The organism is Terrisporobacter muris (assembly GCF_024621905.1).
In the GTDB taxonomy this organism is placed as follows: domain Bacteria; phylum Bacillota; class Clostridia; order Peptostreptococcales; family Peptostreptococcaceae; genus Terrisporobacter; species Terrisporobacter muris.
On record NZ_JANKBY010000242.1, the window covers coordinates 1 to 5,708 of the forward strand.

3 protein-coding genes and 2 riboswitches are annotated in these 5,708 nt (G+C 29.8%); of the genes, 1 reads left to right on the forward strand and 2 read right to left on the reverse strand.

The annotated features are described in order from the left end of the window. The first annotated feature begins 79 nt into the window (after positions 1-79). Positions 80-1,027 (forward strand): calcium/sodium antiporter, encoded by a 948-nt coding sequence (locus NSA58_RS14890; protein ID WP_039678092.1) that lies wholly within the window; start codon positions 80-82, stop codon positions 1,025-1,027. 159 nt (positions 1,028-1,186) lie between these two features. Here the strand turns inward: NSA58_RS14890 and gcvPB are convergent, their stop codons facing one another. Together gcvPB and gcvPA are read right to left on the reverse strand one after the other, a co-directional pair. After that, the gene (gene gcvPB / locus NSA58_RS14895) at positions 1,187-2,635 is read right to left on the reverse strand and encodes an aminomethyl-transferring glycine dehydrogenase subunit GcvPB (protein WP_039678093.1); all 1,449 of its coding nucleotides are present in this window, start codon (positions 2,633-2,635) and stop codon (positions 1,187-1,189) included. Between the two features lie 2 nt (positions 2,636-2,637). Then, the gene (gene gcvPA / locus NSA58_RS20775) at positions 2,638-5,121 is read right to left on the reverse strand and encodes an aminomethyl-transferring glycine dehydrogenase subunit GcvPA (protein WP_074429794.1); all 2,484 of its coding nucleotides are present in this window, start codon (positions 5,119-5,121) and stop codon (positions 2,638-2,640) included. 204 nt (positions 5,122-5,325) lie between these two features. Further along, a riboswitch (glycine riboswitch) is annotated at positions 5,326-5,418 on the reverse strand. A gap of 3 nt (positions 5,419-5,421) precedes the next feature. Further along, positions 5,422-5,533: riboswitch (glycine riboswitch) on the reverse strand. Between the last annotated feature and the right edge of the window lie 175 nt (positions 5,534-5,708).

The following is a 5,708-nucleotide window of genomic DNA, read 5'->3' on the forward strand; positions in this document are numbered from 1 at the left end:
TTGCAAAATAAAAATAATATTTACATATTATTATGATATTCTAAATTTTATTTATTATAGATTAACAGGAGGAATTAATATGTCATTTATAATTCTAATTATAGGCTTCTTTTTTCTTATAAAGGGTGCTGACTTATTTGTAGACGGAACTTCATCTATTGCTAGAAAATTTAACGTGCCACCTATGGTAATAGGCCTTACTATAGTTGCAATGGGTACCTCTGCTCCTGAGGCTGCTGTTAGTATTACATCTTCACTGGCTGGTCAAAATGATATGAGTGTGGCTAATGTAGTTGGTTCTAATTTTTTTAATATTTTAGTTGTACTTGGTGTTTCTGCCATATTGGCAAAATTACCTGTTGAGAAAAATACAATTAGAAAAGATACTCCTTTCTTGATTTTAATCAGTCTACTATTATTACTTTTCGGTATTAACATGAATGTAAGTCGTATAGAAGGAATAATTCTTTTAGTTTTATTTGCTTATTTTCTATACTCTACAGTTATGAATGCAAAGAGTACTAGTAGTGAATCTGTAGCCGAAACTGCTACAACAGCTGAATTAGAAGTGGGAGAAGAAATGGCAATGGGTAAGACTATATTACTTAGCATAATTGGAATTATAGGAATTATATTAGGTGGAGATATGGTCGTAAATTCTGCCACTAATATAGCTACCTCTTTTGGAATGAGTGCTAACTTAGTTGGTTTAACTATAGTCGCCATTGGTACTTCTTTGCCTGAATTTGTTACATCTGTAATAGCAGTCAGAAAAGGTGAAACTGAAATAGCTATAGGAAATGTTATTGGTTCTAATATCTTTAATATACTTTTAGTTTTAGGGTTAGCAGCTACTATAAGTCCTATAAATATAAGTATGTTTGCTTTAATTGATATTGTATTTATGTTCGCTATAACTATTCTTTTATATTTCTTTATTAAAAAGTCTAATTCCCTTGTAAGATATCAAGGTATAATATTTATAGTTATATATTTGGCTTATATGACATATACAATTATTCGTTAAGTATAAAATTCATATTCTTCAATATCTTCATTAGTAAGACTTAATTCTTTTAAGCAGAAGATACATCTTAGATTATTTTCCCGTAAACTTTTCCCCACCAAATAAAAAAATGACTAGGAAAAATTTTTTCTAGTCATTTTTTTATTTGGTATATTAATTTTATCTGTTCTTCCAAGTTAAGATAGGTTTCTTTACTGCTCTAGCATCATCAACCCTACTAACTATAGTATTGTGTGGAGCTGATGTTAATAATTCAGGATTTTCTTTTCCTTCTTTTGATATTAATTTCATTGCATCTATAAATTTATCTAAAGTTTCTAGACTTTCAGTTTCAGTTGGTTCTATCATCATCGCTTCTCTAATTATTAGTGGAAAATAAACTGTTGGTGGATGATATCCATAGTCTAACATTCTTTTTGCTATATCCATAGTATTGTACTCTCCATGAGGTCCTCTTAATACAAATTCATGTTTACAGATTTCATCTATTGGTAAATCGTAATCTTCCTTTAAATTTTCTTTTAAATAGTTTGCATTTAAAACTGCTATTTCACTTGCTTTTTTAAGCCCATCTCTTCCCATAGTTAATATATAAGCAAAAGATCTTATCATTACTGCAAAGTTACCATAGAAATTTTTAATTTTACCTATAGAGTCTTTTTTATCATAGTTTAGCAAATATTTACCTTTAATTTTTTCGATCACAGGAATTGGTAAATAAGGAATTAAATCTTTTTTTACACCAACTGGACCACTTCCAGGTCCACCTCCACCATGAGGTGCAGCAAAAGTTTTATGAAGATTTAAATGAACTACATCAAATCCCATATCCCCTGCTCTAGTTATTCCCATTATTGCATTTGTATTCGCACCATCATAGTATAAAAGTCCGCCAGCTTCGTGAACTAGAGCTGCAATTTCCTCTATGTTTCTTTCAAATAATCCTAGAGTACTTGGGTTCGTTAACATCAATGCTGCAACTTCATCATTTAATACTTCTTTTAATTTTTCTATATCAACAGCTCCATTTTTAGTTGATTCAACTTCGATAATATCAAATCCAGCCATATTTGCACTGGCAGGATTTGTTCCGTGAGCTGAATCAGGAACTATAACCTTAGTTCTCTTTAAATCTCCTCTACTTTCATGATATTTTCTTATCATCATAAGTCCAGTAAATTCTCCATGCGCTCCTGCTGATGGCTGTAAAGTAACTTCATCCATTCCTGTTATTTCGCATAACATTTTTGATAAATTGTACATCAGTTCTAGAGAACCTTGAACTGTTTCAATTGGTTGATAGGGGTGAACACTTGTAAATTTACTAAGTAATGCCATATCTTCATTTATTTTAGGGTTATATTTCATAGTACAAGATCCTAGAGGGTAAAATCCTGTATCCACACCAAAATTTTTATTTGATAATAAAGTATAATGTCTTGCAACATCTAATTCACTAAGTTCTGGTAATTCTAGATCTGTTTTCTTTATCATGTTGTGATCTAACATTTCATCTAATTTAAATTCTTCCACATCTAATTTTGGAAGGGAATAAGCTTTTCTTCCTTCCTTAGAAATCTCAATTAATAAGCTATTATATTCTTTCATTTTTACATCCCCTCCATAATTCCTATTAATTTATTTATTTCATCTACACTTCTTTTTTCAGTCACACAAAGCATTGTACATCCACTTAGTTCAGGGTAATCTTTACCTAAATCATATCCTCCAAGTATATTATTATCTAATAATTTTTTATTCAATTCTTCTATTTCTACTGGTGATTTTATAACAAATTCATTAAAGAACTTTCCTTTGAATAATGGTGTAAATTTTCCACCTTCATTTACTTTTTTAACTGCATAGTGTGATTTTTGCATGTTTTGCATTGCTACTTCTTCATATCCCTTTTTGCCCATAGTTGCCATATAAATCGCTGAGTTTAAAGCGCATAATCCTTGATTAGAGCATATATTTGAAGTTGCTTTTTCACGTCTAACATGTTGTTCTCTAGTTTGAAGAGTCAAACAATAACATCTATTACCATTTCTATCCACTGTTTGACCAACTACTCTACCCGGCATTTTTCTAATTAAACCTGATTTTATAGCCAAGAATCCTACATAAGGGCCTCCATAATTTAATGCATTTCCTAAAGGCTGAGCATCTCCAACAGCCACATCTGCTCCTACTTCTCCTGGAGATTTCAATACACTTAAAGTTATTGGGTTTACACTTAATACATACATAGCTTTTTTAGCATGAGCTATTTGACCAACTTCATCTACATCTTCTATAACTCCAAAAAAGTTTGGGTTTTGAAGTAGTACACAAGCAGTATCCTCGTCTACTACTTCTTTTAATTTATTTAAATCCGTCATACCTAACTCTCTATCATAATCAACTTCTACTACTTCACAATTATTAAATTGTAAATATGTTTTTAATATTTGTCTTGTTTCTGGATGAACTGTTTTTCCTACTACTACTTTTTTACGTTTAGTTTTGGAAACTGCAAGCAAACACCCTTCTACTGCTGCTGTTGCGCCATCATACATAGATGCATTTGCTATATCCATTTTTGTAATTTCTGCTATCATTGATTGGAATTCAAATATACTTTGTAATGTTCCTTGACTTATTTCTGCTTGATATGGTGTATATGCTGTATAAAATTCGCTTCTTGATGTGATATGTTTTATGATTGAAGGAACATAATGATCATACGCTCCTGCGCCTAAAAAGCAAGTTAATTCTTCTGTACTTATATTTTTATATGCTATATTTTTTACTATTGTAGCAACTTCTAATTCTGATTTTGATTCTTCTAATTCTAAATCTCTTTTAAGTTTTAAATTATCTGGAATGTCTGAGAATAAATCATCTATTGAATTTACTTTACATACTTTAAGCATTTTTTCTTCGTCTTCATGTGTTGCTGGTATATATGGGTATTGTTTATATTCTTCTTTTACTAATTCTGATTTTTTATATTGTTTTTTATAGAAAGGTCTTTTTACTATTACTGCACTTACAAGTTTTTTTCTAACCTTTACTCCTATTTCAGTTCCAACTTTTGCATAGTTAGAATCTATAATCGCCATACCTATAAATTTATCTAAAGTAGGTGATTTAAGACCTGTAGTAACGAATCCTATAACTTTATCATCTACTTCTATTTCATAGCCGCCTCTTATCATTCCTTTACCTTGCATTTCAAAAGCTACTAGCTTTCTTTGTGTTTCTTGTGATTTTAAACTAGTTAAAGCATCTTTTCCTAGGAAATTTTCTTTATTTAGTTTTACAAATATTCCAAGACCCCCTTCAATTGGAGATATTTCTTCACTTATTTCATGTCCATATAGAGGTAAATTCACCTCTGCTCTTAAAGTATCTCTAGCGCCAAGACCTGCTGGTGTTATATTGTCTTTTCCTGTTTCCAAAATATCATTCCATATTTTTTCTACAACATTGTTATTGCAATATATTTCAAATCCATCTTCTCCAGTATAACCCGTTCTTGAAACTATGCATTTTTCTCCACAAACAGCCACATTATTTTTAAATTTATAAAACTCTATATTACTTAAATTTACATCTACTAACTTTGATAAGATTGCTTCTGCTTTAGGTCCTTGTATTGCCAATTGACCAATATAATTTGATATATTATTTATCTCTACATCAAATTTTTCACCTTTTTCTTTTATCCATTCAAAATCTTTATCTATATTTCCAGCATTGATTACTAGTAAATAATTTTCTTCCTTAATCATATAAACTAGTAAATCATCTACTGTCATTCCATTTTCATAACACATCGGTGAGTATATGATTTCTTCTTTTTTCAGATTTGTAATATCATTTGTGATTAAATATTGTATAAAGTTAAAAGCATCTTTTCCTTTAACTTCTATCTCTCCCATATGTGAAACATCAAATAACCCTGCACTTCTTCTTACATAATCATGCTCTTTGGTCGCCCCTATATACTCTAGTGGCATTTCCCACCCTGCAAATTCAAACATTTTTGCATTCAATTTTTCATGTGTAGAATATAGCTTAGTTCTTTTTAGTTCCATTACATCCATCATATTAATCTTCCCCCCAATATTATATTTTCACATTAAATTACCTTTGCTTGAGACATTGTATATACAAATCACTTTATGTCAATAACTCAACCCTGACCTTCCCACTCAATACAACAACCTCGCTCTATTAACTAGTTAGAAATTATAACTTCCTTTACATTAAAAAAGAGGATATGTAGATACTATAAATAGTAGCCACATATCCTCTGTTCATTTACCTGAAAGTTTTAGTGAGTTTTAATACTCATTTTCTTCGTCGGTGACTTTTACCAATTAATAAGCAAAGTCTTTCCAGAGTTCCATTAATTTACGATATTTTTGCCTGAAAGTTTCTCTTGAAAATTTAATGGCTATTTTCAGATTGCTTCTTCGGCCTTTTTACATAAGTAAAAACGTCTCTCGTAAATCTCATTTGGATTTATTCAATTCTAAAATTATTATATGGAAATTCATTATATTTTTCAACTACTTTATTTAAATTTCTTATATTTTTTTTCCTAACCTTATTTTTATTAAAACTCTTAGATAAGAAAATTTAATTATTAAACAAACAAGTACCTATAATAATATTATAAGTACTTACATAC

Coding starts and splice junctions, on each gene's coding strand:
- NSA58_RS14890 (WP_039678092.1), top strand. CDS start 80: ATGTCATTTATAATTCTAATTATAGGCTTCTTTTTTCTTATAAAGGGT.
- gcvPA (WP_074429794.1), bottom strand. CDS start 5,121: ATGATGGATGTAATGGAACTAAAAAGAACTAAGCTATATTCTACACAT.
- gcvPB (WP_039678093.1), bottom strand. CDS start 2,635: ATGAAAGAATATAATAGCTTATTAATTGAGATTTCTAAGGAAGGAAGA.